The 26,508-nt window shown below is 41.6% G+C and carries 8 protein-coding genes; 7 read left to right on the plus strand and 1 reads right to left on the minus strand.

Annotation, left to right across the window (positions count from 1 at the left end; translation table 11 throughout):
* The first annotated feature begins 19 nt into the window (after window positions 1–19).
* Genes QQL36_RS18920 through QQL36_RS18935 form a run of 4 tightly spaced genes read left to right on the plus strand, consistent with a single transcriptional unit; the run spans window position 20 to window position 16,271 of the window.
* Entirely contained in the window at window positions 20–6,871 is a 6,852-nt protein-coding gene (locus QQL36_RS18920; protein ID WP_321566401.1) for a DUF5977 domain-containing protein, read from the plus strand.
* Window positions 6,872–6,899: 28 nt separating this feature from the next.
* Window positions 6,900–8,507, plus strand: coding sequence for a hypothetical protein (locus QQL36_RS18925; protein WP_321566402.1), 1,608 nt, complete (start codon window positions 6,900–6,902; stop codon window positions 8,505–8,507).
* 4 nt (window positions 8,508–8,511) lie between these two features.
* Entirely contained in the window at window positions 8,512–15,993 is a 7,482-nt protein-coding gene (locus QQL36_RS18930) for an RHS repeat-associated core domain-containing protein (protein ID WP_321566403.1), read from the plus strand.
* Window positions 15,990–16,271, plus strand: coding sequence for a hypothetical protein (locus QQL36_RS18935; protein ID WP_083730029.1), 282 nt, complete (start codon window positions 15,990–15,992; stop codon window positions 16,269–16,271). Before QQL36_RS18930 ends, QQL36_RS18935 begins: the two co-directional genes overlap by 4 nt.
* A 535-nt stretch (window positions 16,272–16,806) precedes the next feature.
* Here QQL36_RS18935 and QQL36_RS18940 read toward each other — a convergent pair.
* Window positions 16,807–17,594 (minus strand): IS5 family transposase gene (locus QQL36_RS18940; protein WP_220388874.1). Its coding sequence is split into 2 segments (ribosomal slippage): window positions 16,807–17,243 and window positions 17,243–17,594, totalling 789 coding nucleotides; the frame shifts between segments, so codons are not numbered across the junction.
* A 212-nt stretch (window positions 17,595–17,806) separates the two neighbouring features.
* Between QQL36_RS18940 and QQL36_RS18945 the strand changes: the two genes are divergently transcribed.
* The 3 genes from QQL36_RS18945 to QQL36_RS18955 all read left to right on the plus strand — a co-directional run bounded on the left by QQL36_RS18945 (window position 17,807) and on the right by QQL36_RS18955 (window position 26,492).
* Window positions 17,807–18,823 (plus strand): RHS repeat domain-containing protein, encoded by a 1,017-nt coding sequence (locus tag QQL36_RS18945; RefSeq protein WP_083730031.1) that lies wholly within the window; start codon window positions 17,807–17,809, stop codon window positions 18,821–18,823.
* A 1,203-nt stretch (window positions 18,824–20,026) separates the two neighbouring features.
* Window positions 20,027–20,623, plus strand: coding sequence for a hypothetical protein (locus QQL36_RS18950; RefSeq protein ID WP_083730032.1), 597 nt, complete (start codon window positions 20,027–20,029; stop codon window positions 20,621–20,623).
* Between the two features lie 61 nt (window positions 20,624–20,684).
* On the plus strand, window positions 20,685–26,492 hold the full coding sequence (locus QQL36_RS18955) for an RHS repeat-associated core domain-containing protein (protein WP_321566404.1): 5,808 nt from the start codon (window positions 20,685–20,687) through the stop codon (window positions 26,490–26,492).
* Window positions 26,493–26,508: the final 16 nt, after the last annotated feature.

Here is a 26,508-nt window from a genome sequence, read left to right on the forward strand (position 1 = left end):
TAAGAAATAATTATCAATCATGATTCTGGAAGTAGCTGCAAGGGGGAAAAAGACATTTGCTGCAGTCATGCTGGCCCTGCTGTACATTGAGACAGTACTGCCAATGAACGCACTGGCGGCGGTGAGAAGTGGGTTCCCTGTCAGAGCCATTGTCCCTGTTCCCGACAAGGCAAATAAGAAGTTAATGCCGGTGGTCGTAAATAATGGCCCACACCACCCGGCGATCATTCAGACAAATTCAAAAGTCCTTCAACCGCAGGCAGAAGGTATGCAACCACGTTCAGCAGGTTTGCATCCTAAACCCGAAGATATCGGCGGTCCCGGACAACCTGAAACCCAGGCATTCACCTCTGTGAATGGAGACAATTTAGTAGATCTCTTTTCCGGCGATTTCTCCTACAAGGTTCCTTTGATGGATGTAGGCGGTTACCCGATAGCACTGGGATATAACAGTGGCATCTCCATGGACCAGGAACCAAGTTGGGTAGGATTGGGCTGGAACGTCAATCCAGGTACTATCACACGTAACATGCGTGGATTACCGGATGAATTTAACGGTGCCGATAGTGTCCGAAAAGTACAATATATGAAGGAAACAGAATCCTGGGGTGTAAACCTGGGAGCAGGGTATGAATTATTTGGAACACCTAGTGATCAAGCCAGGTCAGCCAGTGACGCTTCATCTATTGGAACTTTGGATTTCGGCATAGCCTTTACTTATAACAACTATAGAGGATATGGAATAGAATCTTCTATCTCCCCCGGATTGAACGCTGGTTCAAAGACATTCCCCGGACTGTCAGGTGGATTATCCCTGACGAATAGCTCTACAGATGGTCTTACATCAGGGGTATCTCTGTTCTATCAGCAAGGTGTAAAAGAGGCAAGCCAAACGAATACCGGTGCTGCTGCGACTGCCTCCGTATCTGGTTCTTATAATACCCGTGCAGGGTTAAAAGACCTGCAATTTTCCGTAGGAGACAGATTATACCGCACAACCGGTAAAAACAATCCTACTAAAGGTACCAGTGGCGCTTTTCAGTCAAGTATATCTTTTGCCCGTCAGGCATACACCCCACAAATTACTTTCCCTTATACAAGTACTGCCTTTAGTTTTACCGCAAAGGTGGGTTCTGTAGCAATATCATATCACCCATATATCCGTGCAGCCTATAACCATGCAAAGCAGGAAATTGCAGGTGCAGATACTGCACTCATATTGCCTGCATTCGGTTACCTGAACTATCAGAATGCTAATGGTAAACCCAGTTCACTCCTGGATTATAACATCGAAAAGGAAATGCCTTATCGTGAAAAGCCTGCAATTCCGACCATTGGTATTCCAGCTTACACATATGATGTATTTGCTATTTCCGGGGAAGGCACGGGTGGAATGTTCCGCGCATATAGAGGTGATATCGGTTATGTGTATGATCACCAGATGAAAACAAAGGATGGGTCTATCAGTGGTAGCATCGATCTTGGTTTTGGACAAACATTCCACTGGGGAGCCGATTTTAACCTGACACGTGCCACCTCTGAAAATGGTCCATGGACGGCGTTGAATGCCATGGCAGCCGTTGCCCCATTTAAAAATTCAAACGGATTATACGAAGCTTCTTATTTCAGAAACCCCGGTGAAACTACAGTAAACGATAAGAGCTGGCAGAATGCATTGGGTGGGGATGATGTAGTAGTGACCAGATTATACCAATCCAGCAAAAGTGATCCTGATATCTACGCAAAAAATTTGCTTGATAAATACAGGAACGATTCTCTGAAAGAAACAGTTACTGTAACCAGCCGTACTTCCAGTAGAGCAGTACGTGATAAACGTACACAGGTTATTTCTTACCTGACAGCCGAAGAAGCCAGTACTGCAGGATTATCTAAATATATTGATAACTACGGTGAAAACAAGTTCCCGCTGCAGAGTTGCGATATGACCTATCCTTCTGATCTTGATTCACAGGGATTGAGAGGAGACTACTACAGCGGACAAGGTTTCGAAAGGTTTTTATTCTCTAAAACTGATAAGATTGTCAACTATGGTTCAACCATCGAGTTTCAGGCGTCTGAACCTACAGGAGCACCTAAAGTAAATACTAATTTCTCTGTTCGTTGGACCGGCAGATTGAAAACAGATGTCACAGGTAGATATGTGTTTTCCACCAGAACTGATGATGGGATTCGCTTATACCTCAATGACTCTCTTATAATTAAGAACTGGACAGGTAAACCTGCTGACTATGAAGATACCGCCGTCGTAAACCTGGTAGCAGGGGAAAACTACAAGTTAGTAATGGAATATTTCCAGAAGAAGGAGAAAGCAATCGCCAAATTGCAATGGAGATTTGCTGGCCAGGCTACACAGGCTATTCCAACGCCGAATTTATATCTGGAATCGACGAAGACTGCTTTCCCTACCAGTGATGGTGCCATAGTAAGAGAAAAACGTGTAAATACTTTCCGCAAGAAAAATCATATCTCCGAAATAGATGTGTTAAATGCAGATGGCCGCCGTTATATATATGGTGTACCTGTATACAATTTCCTGCAAAAGGACGTCACTTTCTCTGTAGATGCGAACAAAGGTGATAAGGCATCTGGTTTGGTAGGTTATGTACCTGATGTAGATAATGCAGTCGGCAATCAGAATGGTAATGATAATTACTTCAGTAAGGAAGAAATGCCTGCTTATCCGCATAGCTTCCTGTTGTCAGCGATCCTGTCTGCCGATTATGTAGACCTTACAGGTGATGGCATTACGCCTGATGACCCGGGAGATGCCATTCGCTTTAACTATACAAAAATAGCCGATAAGAATAAACCTGAAAAATGGCGTATACCTTATAATAATAAAGCAAATTATAACCAGGGTTTACAAACAGATAACAGGGATGATAAGGGTAGCTATTTATATGGTGAGAAAGAATTGTGGTATCTCAACTCAATTGAGTCCAAGAATATGATGGCTATTTTTTGGGTGTCTAATCGCGAAGACCTGCCGGGTATGGATGAGAATGGAAATGCGCAGGCAGTTGGTCAGCATAAGAGATTAGATTCTATCAAGTTGTATTCTAAATCAGATTACCTGAGCTATGGCAACAATGCTTTAGCTATCAAAACGGTACACTTCAGGTATAGTTATTCCCTTTGTAAAGGCGTGAACCCCAATAATGCCAATGGGAAACTAACACTTGATAGTTTATGGTTTACCTACAATGGTAATCAACGAAAGGATAAAAATGCTTATGTATTTAAGTATAATTCCAATAATCCGGCTTATCAGACAAACTATTACGATCGCTGGGGGAACTATAAAAATCCTTCCCAGAATCCCGGGGCACTCAATAATGCAGAATATCCGTATGCACTGCAGGACAGTACGCAGGCTGCTACCAATGCTGCTGCGTGGACACTGGATCAGATCAGGCTTCCTTCTGGTGCAACAATGAAAGTTGATTACGAAAGTGACGATTATGCATTTGTTCAGAACAGGCGTGCCGCCCAGTTATTCCGAATTGCAGGTTTCAGTGCTGGTATACCAAGCTCCCAGAGCAGTCTGAAAAATGAATTGTATAGTCTTACCAATGAACCTACATATGTAGGTATCAACGTTCCCAAACCAGTGAGCAGTAATCAGGAACTATACAGCCGCTACCTGGAAGGAATGGATACATTGTTCTTTAAGGTATTCGTAAAAATGCCTACCGATAAATTTGGTAGTGGAAGTGAATACGTAAACTGTTATGCCACGATAGAGCCAGGTAATTATGGCTATTATAATAATGGGTTCTCTATTTGGTTGAAGCTACAAACAGTCAACAAAGCAGGGGAAGTAGTATCTGGTGGTTATAATCCGGTAGCAAAAGCCGCTATGCAGTTCCTTCGTCTGAATCTCCCATCCAAAGCATATCCTGGCTCTCAGACAGGTGATAACCTGACACCATTGGATGGTGCTAAAATGTTACTATCACAGGTGACTAATCTCACAGAGATACTCACCGGTTTTGATACAGATGCAAGAATAAAAGGTTGGGCGAAATCTTTTGATACTTCCAGATCCTTTATTCGCCTGGCTAACCCGTATCTGAAGAAGTATGGTGGTGGCCTGCGTGTAAAGCGAGTCTCCATCTTTGACAACTGGAATGCGATGACCAAACAAAAAGAGGCGGTGTATGGACAGGAATATATCTATACAACTACCCGGTCTGTCAGGGGAGTTGGCGATTCAGTGACTATCAGTAGTGGTGTAGCTTCCTGGGAGCCTACAATTGGAAGTGAGGAAAACCCATGGCGCTTACCTATTCAATACAAGGAACAGGCGGCAGTATTAGCGCCTGTGAGCAGTGGATATGTAGAAAGACCACTGGGCGAATCTTTTTTCCCTGCGCCTTCTATAGGTTATAGTAAAGTAAGAGTACGGTCTATCAATACGAAGAATAAGCGTTCAGCTAATGGATATGCGGAAACCCGTTTCTATACCAGTTACGATTTTCCTACCCTCACAGATAAAACGCCAATAGGAGATAATAAGAAGAGGTTTAAACCGGCATTGGCCAACTTATTGAAAATTGATGCCAAGCACTATATGGGTGTCAGTCAGGGTTTCAAAGTTGAGTTGAATGACATGAATGGTAAGATAAAGTCTCAGGCAGTGTATGGTGAAGCAGACCCTGATCACGAAATTTCATACACTGAGAATTATTATCATGTAGATGATCAGTCAGCAACTTTCAAGCATTTAAATAATACCGTGAAAGTCATCAATGATACAGGTTTTATTGATGCTTCTGCATCTGTAGGTAAAGATGTTGAGCTGATGATGAGTATGCGTCAGCAACGTTCAGTTACCAATGCATACAATTTGAATATTAACTCCGACGGCTGGTTGGTAGGATCTTTCTTTGCTATAATACCGAGCTTACTCAATATCGCTCAGCGGGAAGAAACCATCTTCCGTGTACTCGGTACCACAAAAATTGTGAACCGGCATGGTCTGCTGGATAGTGTGGTTGTAAAAGACAAGGGAAGCCGGGTCGTAAGCCGCAATCTTGTTTATGATGGAGAAACGGGTGATGTGGTATTGACAAGTTCACAAAATGAATTTAACGATCCGATATATCATTTTTCAGTTCCTGCGGGTTGGGCGTATGATGGTATGAGTGGCGCCTATAAGAACATTGGAGCTACCGCCGATAACGTAACTATCCGGGAGGGCAAAATCGTATCGGGGTTACCTGATACAACTATTGTCAAATATTTTGCAGCAGGTGATGAGATCCTGGTGTATACCCGTCAAAAGACAGGTGGTACGGATTGTGATCCGGAAATCGCAACATGGCCGGCTTTAAGCAGACTCTATGCTGTTGATGCAAATGCGATAAGTGGTGGTACTCCGGATCTTTACTTTGTAACGAAGGATGGAGCACCATTTACCGGCAATAAAGTAACGATGAAAGTGACCCGTTCCGGCAGAAGGAATATCGCTGCAGTAGCAGGAGAAATGACGATGCTGAATAATCCAATCGTTGGTGATACTGCATTGGTCATTAATGCTAACTCTGGTGTATTAAATGCAACTGCTACGGAATTCAGTCAGTTCTGGAAAGTGGCAGATAAAAAGAAAAAGGACTCAGTTACAAGTTGTATAACGCAATCTTATGCATTGTATAGTAAGGATTCCTGTGGCGTACATGTATACGGAAATGATAGTACCGGCGCCTGGTACAAGGCACAGTGTGCCACTGATAGGGTGTCCAATTATGTTTACTATCATATCGATCGTGACATGTATTCCTCTACCGTAAGTCAGCAGGCTGCAAATGATTCTGCAAAGAAAGCACTGGATTCACTTGGCCCTGTGTATGCTTCCCGGTTTAGTCCATGTTTATACCCGAATAAAGCGATTAGCAGAAACTATGTGAGGAATAATTGTCCTTCAGGTACTGTTCCTGATACCACCACATATACAGTTGCGTATGATACCTATCGTGAAACTACCCAGGCACAGGCTGATGCAGATGCAGCAGCAGATACAGCCGCGAATGGGCAGGCTTATGCAAATGCACATGGAAACTGCCTGACTTGTAACTTCTTTGTAAATAAGAAGCCGGATTCTGAGGATATGCCATCATTCCAGATGATTGCTAAAAACAATCAAACAGGTGTGTCTTATACTTTAGGAGGTGGTGAACAGGTGACACAGTTCCCAATATGTAAGGCAATTCCTGAGGGATCTTACACCGTGTATATGTCTGCCATGGAGAAATGTTATGCGTTTACGAAGGATTCTGTACAACATACACTTACCAGTGGTACTACCGATTCATCATTTACGACTACGGCGCCAATAAATATAGCAGTGTCAAGGAATGGACGGATATATAATGATGCATTTACGCTTTATGCCTCCAAACAGGGATGTGATTCTGGCTATGTAGGATCAACAGTTTCAAAACAGATAGCTGCAAATCTGGCTTATTCTTATGTGTCTCAGTCAGATGCACAGGATAAAGCAGGTGCCAGTTCTTTGAGCGCTTTGCAAGCCACAGCGAATGCACAGGGTGTCTGTCTGGATGCAACGCATCTGGTCGTTCGTGTGCCGACCGGTAAAAATTCTACAGCAATAGAGATTACCTACTCAACTGAAGGGGGCACGGCAACAACGAAACAGTTATTCACTAAATCAGATGCCCAATACAGCGTAAGCCTTAGTCCGGCGATGTGGACCATTACTTTAAAAACTCAGGGTACAGATCAAACTGCAACTGTTTCAATCAATGGAGGAACAGCTGAAACATTTACCTATACAAAAACATGGCATGTCAACGGCCCACCGCTCACCATTGACGTCTGGAAACAGTAATCCCTTTCTTAACTGTCTGATTAAACATATGAAACGATATATCCTCATACTGATTTATAGTTTTCTGATAATGGCAGGCACCAACCTGTACGGACAATCCTCCTGTACCTGCGAATGCCTGAAGCCAATGTTCGACTATCTGATCGCATCTAACCGTCTCCAAACAAAAGAAACGGACCACATCATTCTTGCATCTCTCCTCAGAGATGCAAGAATGGCTGGTTACGATGTCTCTTATACCAGGTGTGCAATCCTATATAAGAACATTAATAAGTACTTCTACGCCACCTCTACAGCTACTTCCGGCACCACTTATAGTGCCAGGATCGGTGATTGTGAAGTCAATATTAATGCTACCAGCTCCGTAACTTTCAATAATCTGCTAAGTAATGCCTGCACCGGCACTGGCGAAACAGTGACCTACCATCTTTCCGGCAGTACTACCACCATCGCTACATTATCCATTGGCAATTGTTACACCTGCACAACAGCCGCTTCCGCCCTTTGTTACAGTGCTGTCACCGACACCAGTGTGAATGCGTATACTTATGGGCTGGCAGGTAACTGGCGTCCCTCCAAAAGCTATGTCTACTATGGTAATCGTGCTGAAACAAACACAACAACCGAAGTAGTGCTCAGAACCGGGGGAACCATATCAGCCTTTGCCCCATTCTGGAAAGTCGTTAACAAAAAATTGACTGCTCAGCAGGATACTACCCGTTGGGTGTGGAACAGCCAGACAACCCTCTATAACAAAAAAGGGCTGGAACTGGAAACAAGAGATCCTTTAAATAGATATACCGCTGGCCTGTACGGTTACCAGGACGCCATGATCATTGCCGCTACTCAAAATGCGCGCTACAGAGAAGCCACCTACGAAGGCTTTGAAGACTATTATTATGGTGTACCTGCTTGTGATGAAGGCTGTAGCATAGGTCGTAACCTGGACTTTTCGGGGTATAAATCATATATCACGACCGAAGCACCACATACCGGCAAATACAGCATACGTATACCCGAAGACTCAACAGTTGGTATCAGTGCCTCCGTTGTACAGGCCGATAGTACTTCCCTGGGACTGACTTTTAATACAAGTACGAATCTCTGCACCAGTACGAGCGTATTGAAAAGTGTAAAAGCTACGGAGGATGCCTTGCTACCTATCTTCTCTCCAATTGCAGGCAAACAGATCGTAGTAAGTTGCTGGGTAAAAGAAGCACAACCATGTACTGGCGAAACCTATGTGAACAATCGCCTTTCCATTGTAGTAAAACGTGCCGGCAATAGTGACACCACTTATACTGCTATTCCTAAAGGCGCTATCATCGAAGGTTGGCAGCGTTATGAACAGGTCGTATCCCTGCCTGCCGGAAGTACCACCTTATCCATCTATTTGAAATCGTTGAATAGTACAGTCGTATACCTGGATGACCTCCGCATTCACCCATACAATGCGAACATGAAATCCTTTGCATACGATCCGGGTAATTTAAGGCTGATGGCCGAACTGGACGAAAATAACTATGCAACCTTCTTTGAGTATGATGATGATGGTACACTGATCCGTCAAAAGAAAGAAACGGAAAGAGGAATAAAAACAATTTCAGAAAGCAGAAACGCCCTGTTAAAAGAATAGCCCTATGCGACAATTATTGCAAAAATATACCGGCATCTTTAGCGTGCTACTATTATTGCTGACCACAGCAATGGATAGCCATGCCCAGTCAGTCACCGTGCTCCGGCAGACACTGGATAGCAACAAGATCGCTGTAAATGATAGCATTGTGGTGACAGATGCCACATATTTCGACGTAACTAAACTACCAAAGCTCGATACGCCTTATAGCGTAAAAAACGTCGTTACCTTAAAGATCAATGAATACTCAAAATTGTACCTTCCTTCGGAGTTTACAGCTTCTGTGAAGGTGAGGATTACATATACCAAACCAGACTTTAAAACCGATACCCTTTCACAGACGCTGACCATTAACTACAAATCTACCGATGCTTATACCAGCAGGTCCAGCTTTGTATTCAGCAATGCGCATAAGGTAAAGGTCGAGGTATTGAGTGTAACCATTACAGCTGAGAAGGATATCCTTCCTGCATTGACACTGGAAAATGAGATGTATGTTCGCCCCGTATATAAACTGGCTTGTACGGATGCGGTCACTAGTGTATCAAATAATGGTGCCCAGTTGGTGGATACCAGTGATGAGCTGACGGTGCAATGGTCAGCAGTGGAAGGAGCAGATGCTTATGACCTGGAATGGACCCATATTGATTCTACCGCATTGTTCAGATATGGTACACCACTGGATACAGAGGCGGTATTCCGTAACAACGCTACCCGTGTGACCATTACAGGTACCAGCTATAATATACCACTCATGTTCGACGAGCCGGGTATTATATTTTATAGGGTAAGGTCTGTGCAGGAAAGGTCCAATAACGTGAGAATGGAGACTGTATGGAGCTCCAAATACAGTGCTGGATTCGGAAAATATGGTTATAGCGGACACGAACGCTCTCTCAACTGGCAATCTGCCATCAGTTTTGCAGAAGAAGGAAAGCGTAAGGTAGTAGTCAATTATTATGATGGTAGCTTACACAGTCGTCAGACGGTTACCAAAGATAATAGTACGAATACGGCTATCGTAGCAGAGACAATGTATGATTACCAGGGGCGTCCTGCCATACAGGTAATGCCTGCACCTACATTAAGCAATGCAGTAAAATATTTCAGGAGTTTTAATAACGCTGCAAATGGAGCTGAATATGACAAGAACCAATATGATACCCTGGTTAGCACCAGTGACTATCTGACTGGCGGTGCAGCAGCGATGTCTTCTTTATCAGGAGCCAACCAGTATTATTCTGCAAATAATCCTGAGAGCAATCAGGGCATGAATCGTTACCTGCCAAACTCCAATGGGTATGCATTTACCCAGACAGAATATACACAGGATAATACCGGTAGAATCAGCAGGCAGAGCGGGGTAGGCGACGTATTTAAATTGGGTAGCAATCACGAGACCCGTTATCAGTACGGCAGCCCAAGTCAGGAGGAGCTGGATTTATTATTTGGTACGGATGTAGGAGATAAAACACACTATTTTAAAAATTCCGTAAAGGATGCAAATGGCCAGGTTGCAATAACGTATGTTGACATGCATGGGCGTACAATTGCTACCGCGCTGGCAGGAAGTCCGGATAGTGCAAATCTTTCCGCATTGCCGGGTGTTACACCGCTGACTTACCTGGATACATTGTCACGTCAGGGGAGTAATCAACTCAAAGACCTGACACTTGAAACAGTTGAGAGTAAGATCGTATCTGTTGATGCTACATATACGTTCCGCTACAAGTTGAATACACCTTCTGTAAAGATGCCGGATTGCAATGGTGTCATCGTTGACTATCCTGTACGATACGATCTGTATATTACTATCACGGATGACGCAAATAACCAGCGTTTACCTGGTAAAAAAGCCTATGAAAGGGTATTCCGTAACTATACAGCAGGTACCGATCCAACTGCAAATTCAACAGTACAAAATATCGATGTAACTGATTCATTGGCGTTGACTTCAGGATCTTACCTGATCACGAAACGTCTTGTAGTGAACAGTGATGCACTTGCTTATTACCGGGACAATATTTACATGGCCAAATCCCTGTGTAAGACGCTGGATGACTTTATCAATGATCAAAGAGCATTGCAGCCTACAACGGACTGTTTACCATCCTGCCAGGCATGTTTTGTAAGTATTGGTAGCTGGGATAACTTCCGGGCCAACTATATGAGCGTAGGCCAGATCCAGGATACTGCTGCCAGCCGGGGTGCAGCATGGACTGCCTATGAAGCAGCCATCGATGCCTGTAACGCGCTGTGCGATAGTACTGCTCAGACTACAAATGTATTGAAGCAAATGTTGCTGGATGTGACAGCTCCGTCAGGACAATATGCAGTGCCGGAAGATAGTGCGAATATTTTCTCTATCTTTTATAGTGATTCTGATGTTAAACTGCCTCCATACCAGGATACTCTAATTGTGTATCTGGATGAGAATGGTAAAAAGGATACAGTATATGATGAACAGACAGGAGCATGGGTGATTCCGCAAAAACTGACAGCCACCCAGTTTGGGAGTAAGTTTAAGTCTTCCTGGGCAAATGCGTTATTGAAATATCATCCGGAATATTGTAAATACCTGACTTATATTAAGTATAAGTCAAGTTATGACTGGGATGATAAATTTTCAAAAATAGATACCTATGCAGATGCCGTAGCAGCGGGATACCTGAACCCATTGGGAGATTCTACTTACGGTAATTTTACAATTGTAACCGCTAATGTCGATCCGATTAAATACACCAGTATTAAGGATGGTTTGAATAACCGGATAAATAACTACATGAAGAACAATCCATCTAACGTCAGCATGTATACCATGGCGATGGTTCGTGTGAAGTGTCCTTCCAATGGAACGTGTTATCAGACCAGTATTTATCCAACAACCGCTTTTGGTTTGCTGACCTGTACAGCAGATCTGGATATGGCATGGCGTGCTTTCAGGGAGAGCTATAAGACAGAAAAGCATAACCTGATTGATGCAGTGATTGATGCAGCTTCCTGTTCCGGTACCCCAAAGATATCATCTGCTACACTCATTGATTCAGGATTCCAGCCAGTTTTTTATGTAGCTGATAAGGCAGTCAGCGAGCAGGGTCCTTCTTACCTGAATCAAAATCAGGGTTCAGATTCAGTGCGTGTGTCAATGGATTCATCTTATGCCCAGAATTGTAGAGCTTACATTGCAGATTGGTACAGTAAACTGATTGGTTGTATTGATTCAGTTACTCTTACTAACGTGATCTTACCAAGATTAGTAGAGGTATGTAAACAGGGTTCAGATATATCACATCCATTTGGCTCGAGTACAGTAGCACCGGGTAGCACTTATACATACAAAAGTTTCCAGGCAGTATTGGATGCATATTATGCGGGTAAAAACCTACAGGCTTATACCTGCAATGCTTACCAGATTACCTCTCCGGCACCTTACGATCAGCAGCCGGCTTATTACGACATCACGTTATACAGCAAACCAGACGATTGTCAGTGTACTAAGTTGAATGCGCTGAAGAGTGAATACACAGCGAAAGGAACAAGCCTCACATTTGCTGCTTATCTGACGGCTACGAGAGGTATCCATATGACCCAGGCGAACCTGGATTCATTGTTGAGCTCATGTAATGGTAATAGCACGTGTGTCAGCCTTACATCTCCTATTACTATTCCACCGGCATTACAGTGCTATACGGGCGATATCTGTATAGGTTGTAAGGTAATTGATACATTGTATAATAGTTATATTTCCAAATATCCGGGTAATGCACCAGTAAGAGAGACAACAGATAGTGTGCAGATGAAGAAGAACCAGTTGTTCGAAAACTATATGAACGTGAGACTGGGCTTTAATAAGCATTATTGGGAGTATATGGACTTCAGGACTAACCAGTGCCAGATCAGTGATACGACAGGCGGTACTATCATAGCGAGGGTTTCTAATGTCTCTGATCCTGTCGCTGATACCATATTATTATGTGGAAAGTCAGTGACTATCTTCACTACAGTCAAGGATACAATCAACAATTGTTCTGATAGTGCCTTCCTGGTATATAGCAAGGGGTATGACTTATACAATAATTACAAGGATGTCCTGAAGAATAATTTTGATAAGATTTATCGTGATACGGCGATTGCTGGTGGGCTGCGTGAGTTGTTTACATTAGGGTATGGCACCAGTGAGTATCAGTATACTTTGTATTATTATGACCAGGCAGGGAACCTGACAAGGACGATTCCGCCAGCGGGAGTGGTGATAGATCGGAGTGCGGCATGGAAGGCAAATCTGGCAGCGGCGAGAAGAGCGGGTACACGGTTCGTGCCGGCGCATCAGATGGCGACGGAGTATAGGTATAATACGCTGAATCAGATTGCTTCGAAGAAAACACCTGATGATAGTATTACTAATTACTGGTATGATAAATTAGGTAGGGCGGTTGTTTCTCAGAATGTGAAACAATCATTAGCTAAAAACTATAGTTATACAAACTTTGATGCACTGGGCCGGCCGATTGAGGTAGGAGAGATCACTAGTGCTACAGCGATGACTAGTACAATTAGCCGAAGTGAGCAAAGTTTAGCAAGCTGGTTAAATGCAGCAGCGGCTACCCGTACGCAGATTACAAAAACGGTTTATGATATTGCTTATTATGCATCTGATACCGTGCTGGTGCAGGATAATCTTAGAAACCGGGTTTCGTGGATGGCAATGTTTGATGATGCTGCGTCTCTGAATACTACAGATGGATTGGATTATTCGAGTGGTACATTCTATAGTTATGATATCCATGGTAATGTTAAGTCCTTGTTACAGGACTACAAGCATGGAAACATGCTTATAAATGGTAACCGCTTCAAGACTATTAATTATCAATATGATTTAATTAGCGGTAAGGTTAATTTTGTAGCGTATGAGCCAGGGAAGAAAGATGCCTTTTATCATCGTTATAGCTATGATGCGGAAAACCGCCTGACCAACGTTGAAACCAGTCACGATAGTATCTATTGGGAGAATGACGCCTGGTATGAATACTATAAGCATGGTCCGCTGGCTCGTGCAGTGATAGGTCAGCAACAGGTACAGGGTATTGATTATGCATACACATTACAAGGGTGGCTGAAAGGGATAAACAGTACCGCGCTCACGCCAACATTTGATATGGGAGGTGACGGTGCCAGTGGTAGCCTGGTAGCGAAAGATGCATTTGGATTCGGTATCCACTACTTTGGTAGTAGAGAATATACACCTGTTAATACTTCCGTTAAGCCATTTGCTGTGGCAGTTGGCAATAGCCCGTTATTCAATGGTAATATCTCTGCTATCAGCCAAAGCATTTCAACACTTGGCACCCCGCTGGAATATACTTATTCCTACGACGTTCTCAACCGACTTACAGGTATGGTCGCCAATAAGGGGCTGGATAGTTTAACCAACTCCTGGACCAATGCCTTCACAGCGCTTTCAGATTTCAAAGAAGCAGTTACCTATGATGGAAATGGTAATATCCTGACTTATAATCGTAATGGTAATAAAACCTTTGCAGGTTCGCCTTTAGGAATGGATAGCCTGACTTATCATTACTGTCCTGGTACAAATAAGCTTTCCTATGTGACAGACCTGGTAAGAGGCGCTAATTATGGAAATGATATTGATAACCAGTCAATTGGTAATTACAAGTACGATAGTATTGGTAATATGGTTTCTGATGTCCGTGCCGGGGTGGATAGTATTAAGTGGAATGTATATGGTAAAATAGCCAAAATATATAAGCATGATACGACTTCTATAGTCTATGCCTATGATGCAGCTGGAAACCGGATCAGTAAGTCAGTGATCAGCAAAACGCAAGATACTGTTCAGACATTCTATATACGTGACGCTACGGGCAACATACTGAGTACGTATACTTATCGGGATACATCCGTTAATAGTGGCCAGTTAAGTCAGATAGAAGCCAATTTGTATGGTTCCAGCCGTTTAGGGATGACAACCCTGGCAACTAATGTACAGGATGCAACACCAACACCGACAACTAGTATCATAGGGTTAGGTTATGGGAAAAATATTACATTTACAAGAGGAAAGAAGTTCTTTGAGTTAACGAACCATTTGGGAAATGTGCTTGCAACGGTTTCTGACAGGAAAACGGGGGTGTCACTCAATAATTCTAGTATAGATTCTTATAATCCTGTTATTAACTCGGCCCAGGAATACTATCCATTCGGTATGCTGATGCCTGGAAGAGGTGGGCATATAGGGACAGGAAGGAATGTTGCGGGTAGTACTGTTGTAATGAATGGGGATACCATCCCTGCGACACTGACAGTCACTCAGCGTACGAATAATACTCCGGGAACTTATATGGCTACGCAGGTGATAAGTTTTGAAGGGGAGTTTGCAAGTGGGACTGGTGATGAGTTAACTACGCTGTTTGTGGATCAGACGAGTGCCGATCCTGGGACTGAGAGTGGAGTGAGTTATGGTATAACTGCTAAAGGATATCCATATGGGTTTAACGGAAAGGAGAATGATAATGATGTGAAGGGTGAGGGGAATGAGCAGGATTATGGAATGAGGGTATATGATCCACTGGCTGCCCGTTTCCTAAGTGTAGACCCAATAACATTTCAGTATCCAGAATTAACACCTTATCAATTTGCAAGTGATCGTCCGATTGATGGGATAGATCAAGATGGTCTGGAGTGGATGCAAAGTATACCTTATTCAATAAAATGGAAATCTCACATCAAACTCGCATACGCTAAGCAAGTAGCTAATCAAAATGCCCCCACTATAAGAGCTTATATTCCTAATTGGGCGGATACATGGAGGGAGTGGAATGATAGCAAATCGTCAACTCATAGCTGGGCGATTCTTTCGAGATTAGTCTATCAGATAGTTAATGATGGGAAAATTGCATATACTACAGCCACAGAAGGAAAAAATCATGCAAGAGGAATTGATAACGCAGGAATAACGAATTATAAAGAAAGAGTAGGTGCTTCATTATCGACCTTGTCTAATGTTGTTCTTCCTATTGTTGAAAGTGGGGCAGCTAAAGGATTATCTCTTGGTGGGAATATTACTGATAACTCTGAATTAACACTTTTTAGGAAAGGAAATACGGGTGCTTTTTCTGAATTAGAAGTTCCAATGAGGTTAAAAGATGTAAAAAGTGTTGCAGAGAGAGCAGGTGTTGGCTTGAAGGGAATTAAAATAAAGATTGATAGAGATTTTGAAAAGATGGCGTCAAATTTTCCATATGTTGCATCTGCTCAAGATAAGACGATTACATTATTCCCCAAAGCCTTTTCTGATTATGAAACTCTTGTAAAAACGTTAGGGCATGAGAGAACTCACATTATGCAATACTCAATTTGGGGTACCAGTGTAGATATGAAAACAATACAAGGATTTGAAAATGCGGCCTATGGAATAGAAAACACTTTTTGGGAATATTATAAAAAGGAAATTTATAAAGTAAAATGAAGACAAAAAACAACTGGACAGATATTATAAACAGGGTTCTAAAGGGAGAAGAAAATATAGTTTCTCCTTTTGATAAAGAAGGTATTATAGAGTCCATTTTTGTTCTCGTTCAGAAAGATACAGGAATGGGGTGGGGCTTAGTGTGGTGTTCAAAAACTCATAGGGGAGTACGTTTGTCGAGAATGCAGATTCCTGATACAGTTAAGTCTGTTTTTACAAATGACTTGGATAGTTATTTAGATTCTATACCGAAAATTGAATTTGAGAGTATAGATTAATGACACCCTAAGTTGATAAGTCTCAACATACTTAAATACTAATGCCTGGTAATTACCAGGCATTAGTAATAGTGCGATGTTATGGTTTGATTTGACATCTCATGAAGTTGGTCATATTCGTGATTGATATTAAAGAAATTGGAGGTGGAAGAATGAAGTGTTTTTCGACATTTGCTGTCGAATATCTAAAAGCAAGGAGTCATGATGGTTTATGGCGTGAAGAAGGACCGAAAAAGGCACCACAGAATTTAGGGCTTTTGTTGATTCATATTATGGTGCTAACAGGCTGAAGAAGTTGTTCGAAAAAATAAAAAAAATACAGATAGAGATATTATCAGTAGGCTTGACCAATGGTGGAATAAATATCAGAAATACGAAAAAAGCAGGGTATCCAGTGAAATCAATTATCTTAAGAATATGAATCAATTTTGGAATCAAGACCAGTCCATTTACTTAATACCGCTTGTATTAGGATTTTGTCAGGATAGGCACCAGCAATATCATCACTCCACTAAATCAATAACTAGAACCAATTTCATAAATACCTTCTTAGAATAATTTTAATGAAAGCGAGATGGACAAAGGATTCGTAATGTTTAATAGATCTATCGTATCGAGTAATAACTCTCTTAAATTTATTCAACCAGGCAAAGAATCGTTCAATTTTCCATTTTCTTTTATATCTTCTAAGCTGTCGCCCGTCTTGAGTTGCAGGTTTGACTCTATTATTTTTATGTGGCGCAATCAGTTCAACACCTTTCAACGCAAGTTTGTCATCGAGCGGATCACTGTCATAGGCACGATCCCCGATAATTCTTGTGGGCTGTCCCACCGTAAAAGTCTCATTGATGGTAGCTTCGACAAGGGTGACTTCATGTGGGCTAGCAGAAGTCGTGTGCACGGCGAGTGGAAGACCATTAGCGTCAGTAATAACCATGAGCTTCGTACCTTTTCCGCGCTTGGTCTTTCCAACTCCTGGGCCCCCTTTTTTGCCACCGCAAAGGTGCCATCTATAAAACATTCTGATAAATCGATTCCGCCTCTTGTTTCAAGATCCTGGGCCAGGGTTTCAAGGATTTTTCGAAATACACCACTTTTACTCCAGCTACTGAATCGCCTGAAACAAGTTGATCCAGAAGGGAAACGTCCTGGCAGATCAATCCATGAAGCGCCAGTTCTCAGAACCCATAAGATTCCATTAAGAACCTCTCTGTCGCTGTGTATACGAGGACGTCCTTTGCCATGTTCACGTACTGGCACAATTGGAATAAGCGGCTTTATTAGAGCCCATTGATCATCAGTTAAATTTTCCCGTCTTGACATGATATAAAGATCTCAAAAATCTAAATAGCATTTATGAAATTAGTTCTAGAAAAGAGTGTAAGGATCGGATGATGAATGGTAAATTTAGTTAACCGATTTAACCTTTAAAGCGCCTCTCCACCGGGGGGGGCGCTTATTTTTTTGTGTTAGGCATGTCTGTCAGCTCTATGGTGGAAGTCCCAAACACGGTTTACAGTAGGAAGTGTTAGTCCATGGCACGGGTGTCCACCGTGAGGTGGAATCTGAAAGAAGCCGGCGGCAAAAGTTCGAACCTACAAACAGAAACTGGATATAAGGAGGGGTATAGGTATGGGTTTAATGGCATGGAAAGAAACGATGAAATAGGAGGAGAAGGAAATGAATATACTACTCAGTTCAGAGAGTATGATCCTGGAATTGGTCGTTGGTTTTCTTTAGATCCAGCCATTAGTAGGTATCCAGAATGGAGTCCATATGCGTCCATGCTTGATAATCCAATAAGGTATAGTGACAGATTTGGAGATAGTCCAGTAGAAGATCCTCCCGGTTGGAGAAAATCTTTAGCGAGTTTTCTTGGAACATTAAATGGATTAGAGCACTCCATAGGTTTGCCGGGAGTAGATGTAAGCAGTTGGCCGTTTACAGAAGCAGAGGCTCAGTATTACAAAACAGCTATAAAAGCGGGTGAAATTGGTGGTATACTCTTGCCTATGGCTGGTAGCAGGGGGGGAGGACCAATATTGGAACCTATTCCAATAGACGGAGTACCTAGAGGAACAGTTATACCAGTCCCTCTGTCACCGGCTATTCCAATTGCACCTCTGGCGCCAGGAGATGCGCTAAGGGAATCAAATAGTAATAATAATAAGAAGGAAAATGAAAGTTCAAGAGGTTCGAATAATATGAAATCCGACCCCGAAGCAACTGGGAATCACACCACATTCCAAAGAGATAATAACAAAAATATCTTTAAATACCAAGATTGGATATTTGATGCGTTTCGTCCGGCAAACGAACCTTTTAAACCTGGTGATCGGTTTGATGGTGGAAAACCAGATGGTTCTCCTGGCGCACCTCACCCTAATCTGCAGAATGAACCCATTCCAACACCACATATGCAGGTATGGGAGAATATTCCAAGGCCTAACAACCCTGCGAAACTTAAGCAAGTACAGGATGTTCGTCCAGCTACCCCTTCTGAATTGCCAAGGAATATTAGGTTTATTATTCCACAAGTAACTACAAATTAAAATGATGTATTGTATGAATGAAGTAATAAGAAGGTTTTTCTGTAGGGTTGAAGTTATAATAGGTGGAGTGGCAGAAGAGTTTGCAAGGGGTATAAGAAAATTGAAATATAGAGTCAAGTAGCGGAGCGTCGTTTGTATAGACTGCGTTCCCACTACCAGCCTCGTCAAACCTGACGTTCCGAAACTCCCGGTTTGAAAGTTTACTTTAAGGATAGGTTCAGGTATCAGCTAATTTCAGTCAAATTTTGAGTTCCTCCCATAACATAGTCGAAATTTTGCTGGGAATTTGAATTTTTCTGGATAATTGCTCTGCAACACTTTCCTATAATGAGAGGGTACTGTTAACAACTACTAACCTTATCTGATGGATAGATCTATTCATAAACTGACATAAATTCAAAATATTATGGGAAATATTCGTTTGGAATTTCCTACAAATTACAATAAACAAAAGAAAATATTATATTCGAATTTGATCAACTAGATTTGTGCGTCTAGCAACGGTTTCATGATTTTAGTGGATGTAAGTTCCATCTAAACAGAGGAAAATAGACTGGTAGTTATTCAGTCCTTAAAAGCATGGTCAACTACATGCCAGTGGATGCTTATTTCATGGAACAAGGGTTCCTGCTGCCAATATTGAAGGAAGGATTGCTAATTGTAACAAAGATAAAGCAAGACGCCAATTTGCTTTATGTATACAATGGTCCAAGTTTAATGGGGATGGCTCCGCTGAATTCACGGCGATAAAGTTGATGAGGTAGTAATGAAAAATGAAAGATTAAGGAATTGGCAGTAGATAGCGATGCTATTTATTACAGTGGCTATGGTCTACTATTCTTAAACGGGAGGTTAGAGTTGTAAAGGTAGAAAAGAAGTCACTGACAAGCATAAGATAGTTTTTTGCACTGATATCAAACTATTATAACACCAAATTACTATCAACTAAGGTTCCAAATTGAATTTTTGATTCGTGATGCAGAATAGTAAACCGTTTTTAGAAGAATGTCCGGCTAGAGATGAGAATAGTTGCACTTTCATTTTAATATGACTTCCAGGACGATGCGTCTTGTCAAAGTTTTATTTTGGATGAAAAATAATAGAGCACTAGAGAGGTACTTTTTTTATGAGAAATATTATAATGGCGTGGGATAACGAAAAGTGCCTGGATATAGGAAAATTGACCTTTTGAAATAAAAGAAAATGGAATTATTAAATGAGTTAAATAAATACTATCCTGATGATAGGACCATCCTTATAGAGGAAGTTGATTTTAAATCAGAGATACCTTATGTGATCATTAGATTTAAATATGTCAACTACATTAATGAGAAGGATTGGGTAGATCAGAGATGGCAAGTAAATTTGAAAGGATTTAAAGTAGCCAATGTTTCTTCAGAACCTTTTATTAGTGTTGAATTTGAGACGGAACATGCATTATTGTGGGAACATCAGGATCCACTTACAAATTTATATTTTAGTGGAGTGCCGGCAGATATATTTAAGTTGTATTGGGATTTGACACAGGTGCATAATGAATTATTTGAAAATTATGTGGAGGTAGATCGGTTTTTAAATCATCAAGATGTAAACTTCGATGAGTTATTGAAAGCAGGCGCAGGACTTTTTGCGAAAGGGCCTCAACGACTCATGTCAAAATATGCGGAGTTACTAGAAAAGCATAGTGTTAAAACGAATATGTTGTATAACCGGGAACTGAATTTATCTCCTCTTACAGTAATGTTTATAGGGAAAACTTATATTGTGGCAGAAGAATTTGATTCAATAAAATTGATGTGAAATAAGTTCGGAGAATAATAAAAATAATTTTTTTGCATGTACATATACTTTCCGATACAAGTTGAACACACCTTCTGTAAAGATGCCGGATTGTAATGGTGTCATCGTTGACTATCCTGTACGATACGATCTGTATATTACTATCACGGACGATGCAAATAACCAGCGTTTGCCTGGTAAAAAAGCCTATGAAAGGGTATTCCGTAACTATACAGCAGGTACCGATCCAACTGCAAATTCAACAGTACAAAATATCGATGTAACTGATTCATTGGCGTTGACTTCAGGATCTTACCTGATCACGAAACGTCTTGTAGTGAACAGTGATGCACTTGCTTATTACCGGGACAATATTTACATGGCCAAATCCCTGTGTAAGACGCTGGATGACTTTATCAATGATCAAAGAGCATTGCAGCCTACAACGGATTGTTTACCATCCTGCCAGGCATGTTTTGTAAGTATTGGTAGCTGGGATAACTTCCGGGCTAATTATATGAGCATTGGCCAGATCCAGGATACTGCTGCCAGCCGGGGTGTTGCATGGACGGCTTATGAAGCAGCCATCGATGCCTGTAATGCGCTGTGCGATAGTACTGCCCAGACTACAAATGTATTGAAGCAAATGTTGCTGGATGTAACAGCACCGTCAGGACAATATGCAGTGCCGGAAAAGAGTGAAAATATCTACTCCATCTTTTATAGTGATTCTGATGTTAAACTGCCTCCATACCAGGATACATTGATAGTGTATCTGGATGAGAATGGTAAAAAGGATACAGTATATGATGAACAGACAGGAGCATGGGTGATTCCGCAAAAACTGACTGCCACCCAGTTTGGGAGTAAGTTTAAGGCTTCCTGGGCCAATGCGTTATTGAAATATCACCCTGAATATTGTAAATACCTGACTTATATTAAGTATAAGGCAAGTTATGACTGGGATGATAAATTTTCTAAAATAGATACCTATGCGGATGCAGTAGCAGCGGGATACCTGAACCCATTGGGAGATTCTACTTACGGTAATTTTACAATCGTTACCGCTAATGTCGATCCGATTAAATACACCAGTATTAAGGATGGTTTGAATAGCCGGATGCAGAACTACATGAAGAGCAATCCAGCTGGAGTTAGCATGTATACCATGGCGATGGTTCGTGTGAAGTGTCCTTCCAATGGAACGTGTTATCAGACCAGTATTTATCCAACAACCGCTTTCGGTTTGCTGACCTGTACAGCAGATCAGGATATGGCATGGCGTGCTTTCAGGGAGAGCTACAAGACAGAAAAGCATAACCTGATTGATGCAGTGATTGATGCAGCTTCCTGTTCCGGTACCCCAAAGATATCATCTGCTACACTCATTGATTCAGGATTCCAACCAGTTTTTTATGTAGCTGATAAGGCAGTCAGCGAGCAGGGCCCTTCTTACCTGAATCAAAGTCAGGGTTCAGATTCAGTGCGTGTGTCAATGGATTCATCTTATGCCCAGAATTGTAGAGCTTACATTGCAGATTGGTACAGTAAACTGATTGGTTGTATTGATTCAGTTACTCTTACTAACGTGATCTTACCAAGATTAGTAGAGGTATGTAAACAGGGTTCAGATATATCACATCCATTTGGCTCGAGTACAGTAGCACCAGGTAGCACTTATACATACAAAAGTTTCCAGGCAGTATTGGATGCATATTATGCAGGTAAAAACCTCCAGGCTTATACCTGCAATGCTTACCAGATTACCTCTCCGGCACCTTACGATCAGCAGCCGGCTTATTACGACATCACATTATACAGCAAACCAGACGATTGTCAGTGTACTAAGTTGAATGCGCTGAAGAGTGAATACACCGCGAAAGGAACAAGCCTCACATTTGCAGCTTATCTGACGGCTACGAGAGGTATCCATATGACCCAGGCGAACCTGGATTCATTGTTGAGCTCATGTAATGGTAATAGCACGTGTGTCAGCCTTACATCTCCTATTACTATCCCACCGGCATTACAGTGCTATACGGGCGATATCTGTATAGGTTGTAAGGTAATTGATACATTGTATAATAGTTATATTTCCAAATATCCGGGTAATGCACCAGTAAGAGAGACAACAGATAGTGTGCAGATGAAGAAGAACCAGTTGTTCGAAAACTATATGAACGTGAGACTGGGCTTCAATAAGCATTATTGGGAGTATATGGACTTCAGGACTAATCAGTGCCAGATCAGTGATACGACAGGCGGTACTATCATAGCGAGGGTTTCTAATGTCTCTGATCCTGTCGCTGATACTATATTATTATGTGGAAAGTCAGTGACTATCTTTACTACAGTCAAGGATACAATCAACAATTGTTCTGATAGTGCCTTCCTGGTATATAGTCAGGGGTATGATCTATACAATAATTACAAGGATGTCCTGAAGAATAATTTTGATAAGATTTATCGTGATACGGCGATTGCTGGTGGGCTGCGTGAGTTGTTTACATTAGGGTATGGCACCAGTGAGTATCAGTATACTTTGTATTATTATGACCAGGCGGGGAACCTTACGAGGACAATTCCGCCAGCGGGAGTGGTGATAGATCGGAGTGCAACGTGGAAGGCGAATCTGGCAGCTGCGAGAAGAGCAGGTACACGGTTCGTGCCGGCGCATCAGATGGCGACGGAGTATAGGTCTAATACGCTGAATCAGATTGCCTCAAAGAAAACACCTGATGATAGTATTACTAATTACTGGTATGATAAATTAGGTAGATTGGTTGTTTCTCAGAATGTGAAACAATCATTAGCTAAAAACTATAGTTATACAAACTTTGATGTACTGGGCCGGCCTATAGAAGTCGGAGAGCTAACGAGTGCTACAGCGATGACTAGTACAATTAGCCGAAGTGAGCAAAGTTTAGCAAGCTGGTTAAATGCTGCGGCAGCTACACGTACACAGATTACAAGTACTAATTATGATACGGCTTATACATCTCTTGATGGGCTGGCACTCACACAAAATAATCTGAGAAACAGGGTAGCCTGGAGTGGATATTATAACGTTGCTTCAGATATAAGTAGTCGAAAATTTGCGAATGGTACTTTTTACACCTATGATATTCATGGTAGCATAGATACTTTGTTGCAGTACTATAGGGAAGGTCCAATGTATCAATATTACAATAGGTTTAAAAAAGTAGTATATCAATATGACCTCATCAGCGGTAATGTCAACTTTGTAGCATATCAGCCTGGACAGAAGGATGCCTTTTATCATCATTACATTTATGACGCAGAAAATCGTCTAATTAACGTTGAGACAAGTCATGATAGTATTTATTGGGAGAATGACGCTTATTATGAATACTATAAGCATGGTCCACTGGCTCGTGCAGTCATTGGGCAGCAGCAGGTACAGGGTATAGATTATGCTTACACATTACAAGGTTGGCTGAAAGGAGTAAATAGTACCGCCCTCACGCCATTATTCGATATGGGAGGAGACGGTGCCAGTGGTAGTTTGGTAGCGAAAGATGTATTTGGATTCGGCTTACACTACTTTGGTAGTAGAGAATATACAACTATTAATACCTCTGTTAAGCCTTTTGCGATAGCAGTTGGAAACAGCCCACTGTTTAATGGTAATATATCCGCTATCAGCCAAAACATAACAACGATTGGTACGCCGCTGGAATACACTTATTCTTATGACGTCCTCAACCGACTAACGGGAATGATAGCCAATAAGGGGTTGGATAGTTTAAACAATTCTTGGACTAATGCCTTCACTGCGCTTACTGATTTTACAGAGTCGGTTACCTATGATGGAAATGGTAACATCCTCACTTACAATCGTAATGGTAACAAAACCTTTGCTGGTTCACCTTTAGGAATGGATAGTCTGACTTATCATTATCGTCCTGGTACAAACAAGCTTTCTTATGTGACGGACTTAGTAAGAGGCGCTAATTATGGAAATGATGTTGATAATCAGTCTGTTGGTAATTACAAGTACGATAGTATTGGTAATATGGTTTCTGATGTCCGTGCCGGGGTGGATAGTATCAAGTGGAATGTATATGGTAAAATAGCCAAAATATATAAGCATGATACTACTTCTATTGTCTATGCCTATGATGCAGCTGGAAACCGGATCAGCAAGTCAGTGATCAGCGAAACGCAAGATACTGTCCAGACATTTTATGTACGTGACGCTACTGGAAATATACTGAGTACTTATACTTATCGGGATACATCAGTTAATAATGGTCATTTAAGTCAGATAGAAGCCAATTTGTATGGTTCCAACCGTTTAGGGATGACAACATTGACAACTAATGTACAGGATTCAACACCATCAGCGACAACTAGTCTCATTGGGTTAGGTTATGGGAAAAATATTACATTTACAAGAGGCAAGAAGTTCTTTGAGTTAACGAACCATCTGGGTAATGTCCTTGCAACTGTTTCAGACAAGAAAACGGGGGTGTCGCTCGATAATTCTACCATAGATTCTTACAATCCTGTTATTAACTCTGCGCAGGAATACTATCCTTTCGGTATGTTAATGCCTGGTAGAGGAGGTCATTTAGGTGCAGGAAAGAACGTTGCAGGTAGTACCGTTATTATGGGGGGAGATACGATACCTCCAACACTGACAGTAACTCAGCGTACGAATAATACTCCCGGAACTTATATGGCTACGCAGACAATAAGTTTTGAAGGAGAGTTTGCAAGTGGAATAGCAGATGAGTTTACTACGTTGTTTGTAGATCAGACGAATGCCGATCCTGGGACTGAGGCTGGAATAAGTTATGGTATAACTGCTAAGGGATATAGGTATGGATTTAACGGGAAGGAAAATGATAATGAGGTGAAGGGGGAAGGGAATGAACTGGATTATGGGATGCGAGTGTATGATTCGAGAGTAAGTAAATTTTTAAGTGTTGATCCATTGACAATGAAATTCCCGCACTATACACCATATCAGTTTTCTGGGAATACTCCAATTCAAGCTGTTGATTTGGATGGAAGAGAAGATATCCATTATATATTTATCTGGTTAAAGGCAGCGTCAGGAAAAGAAACAGTATTAAAGGTTTTTGGATGGACAGAAGGAGAAGCAACAGGAAAGGTTGATAAACAAGGCAGATTAGAATATGATCGTCCTTATAGGATAATTGGACATTACCCATCAAAAGCTTTTGGGCAAACCATTTTTGTAAATGCGGAGTATAAATCAGAAGCTGATTTTAGCCATGCAAAGGCATCAGATTTTTATTCCTCAGCCATTGTAGAAGGTTCCGGAAAAGCAGCGGAAGTCGCTAATGATTTTGGCTTTGCTTTAAGTATGGGATATTTGGGGGCAGGCCTTGGAAATCTATCTAAACAGCTGATAACAGAATATGTTGAGGCTAAAACAGCACAATATTCTGGCTATCTTGCAGAAAAGGCTTATTTAAATGAACTGGTAGAGGAAAATATTAGAGGAACATCAAAGACTGTCAGTGAAAGATTTAATGTTGCAAAGCTTGCATTTGAGCCGGCTTCAAATACAGTAGGACATACAGTTCCATTTGCACAAATGACAGCAGCGGAGAAAGAAGCTTTTCAACATAGCTATAACAGACATGAGAAAGAATTACTTCTTCCGGTTTGGAAAGGATCTATGCTTAAAGCATCCGAAAACCAGGTATTTTTTAATGATGCAGTTAGCAATATCCGGGCTGCCGGGCTCGAGCAAGGAGGATTTTTTAGATCGAGAGAATTACTAGATAACGTTAAAATTGATGTTAATAGAACGGAACCCGTTATTAATGGGGTAAAATATTTCTATTATGAAACATTAGACGGTGAATTTATTAGTGCGGGTAGAATGCCATAGTTAAATTGAAATTATA

Origin of the sequence: Chitinophaga sp. LS1 (assembly GCF_034274695.1) — a bacterium.
GTDB lineage: Bacteria > Bacteroidota > Bacteroidia > Chitinophagales > Chitinophagaceae > Chitinophaga.